The following is a 1,234-nucleotide window of genomic DNA, read 5'->3' as shown; positions in this document are numbered from 1 at the left end:
GGGGCTACTGGCATTGCCGTCTCGGGCCGCCGGAATAGGGCTGGTAGGAGTTGTCTTCCGGGCGGTAGGAGCGGTAACGGCTGAAGCAGGAATCGACATGGTCGGCCGAAAGCGCTTCGCCGTCATCGTCGGCAAGGTAGACGCCAAGGCCAGCGCCGTTTTCCCCGCCATCGCCGGCGGCCGGCTGGCCGGCCTGACCGGCGGCTTCGAGATAGGGCGAGATGCAGGGGCGCAGCTGCCCGCTGTAGGAAAGATAGCTGTTGTCGTCCGGATGGTAGGAGCGATAGCGGCTGGCGCACCAGGCGAGATGCGGAGACGGCAATTCCGCCGCCTTGGGCGCGATGGCGCCGGTGACCGTCGGGTCGGGCGGTGTTTCCTGCGGTTTGGCGGGGATGTCGGGCGGCGCCGGCTGGGCGGCCGGCAGGCGTTCGAGGCCCTGCCCGGCTTTGTTCACCGGCCGCGCCTTCTTGGTCCACAGCTCCGCCACGCTGACGGTGGCCGTTGCCTGGCGCGGCGGCTTTGCGGCAAGCAGCCAGGCGGCGAAGCCCAGTCCGCTGCCGAAGACCGCAAGGGTCAGCACGAAGCCGCAGACCAGTCCCAAAACCGCTTTCACGACACGCTCCTTCAGTCCCTGCTCATAGAATGCGGGGCCTCAAGGCTGGTTCCAGAAAAACGCTGGCGCGCGCGCCGGCGTTGCCGCCGGGCGCAGCCGCCAAGGGAGGCTCAAAACCCCGCCCAGACACAGTTCAGAAACAATATTCAACAGTTCGGAAAAACTGCCGAAAAGATCGGATGGCATAAGCATCCCACAACAACTGGAAAAATGGCCGTGCCGGGCAATGCCCGGCCTGGACGGGAAAGTATGGAAATGGATCACGGTGTCGATGTCGCCGAACTGGACGCGGAACGATCGGGGCTGGAAAGCGGCCCGGCAGGTGTCGCTGCGCTGGTAAGAACGGCTCCCGCGACAGCCAGGCGCGGGCAAATCCTGACGGGCGCCGACTTTGCCCGCCATGGCCTGCCCGGCGAGCGGCTCGACACGGTCTTCGAACAGCTCGCCGAAATGTTCGCAGCGCTGCCGGCGGTGATCTCCGATGGGCGTGTCTGGACCTATCGTGAACTGGACAGGCGGGCCAACCAGTTCGCCCGCCTGCTGGTCAAGCGCGGCGTGAAGCCGGGCGACCGCATCGGGCTCATCCTCGACCGCTCGGCGGAGACCTATGTCGCGCTGCTC

At 66.5% G+C, this 1,234-nt stretch carries 2 protein-coding genes; one reads left to right on the top strand and one right to left on the bottom strand.

Annotated features, from left to right (window positions below; all coding sequences use genetic code 11):
- Nucleotides 1-4: 4 nt before the first annotated feature.
- Nucleotides 5-613 carry a BA14K family protein gene (locus EN932_RS36370; RefSeq protein WP_127385212.1) on the bottom strand — a complete coding sequence of 203 codons (609 nt, stop codon included), beginning with the start codon at nt 611-613 and terminating at the stop codon, nt 5-7.
- Between the two features lie 249 nt (nt 614-862).
- On the opposite strand from EN932_RS36370, the gene EN932_RS36365 reads away from it, so the two are divergent.
- On the top strand, nt 863-1,234 hold a 372-nt coding region (locus tag EN932_RS36365; RefSeq protein ID WP_164890854.1), incomplete at its 3' end, for an AMP-binding protein.

Origin of the sequence: Mesorhizobium sp. M7A.F.Ca.US.002.01.1.1, assembly GCF_004022955.1 — a bacterium.
GTDB classification, from domain to species: Bacteria; Pseudomonadota; Alphaproteobacteria; order Rhizobiales; family Rhizobiaceae; genus Mesorhizobium; species Mesorhizobium ciceri.
The sequence above is the reverse complement of the archived record's forward strand: the minus strand, read 5'-3'. Positions and strand labels throughout refer to the sequence as shown.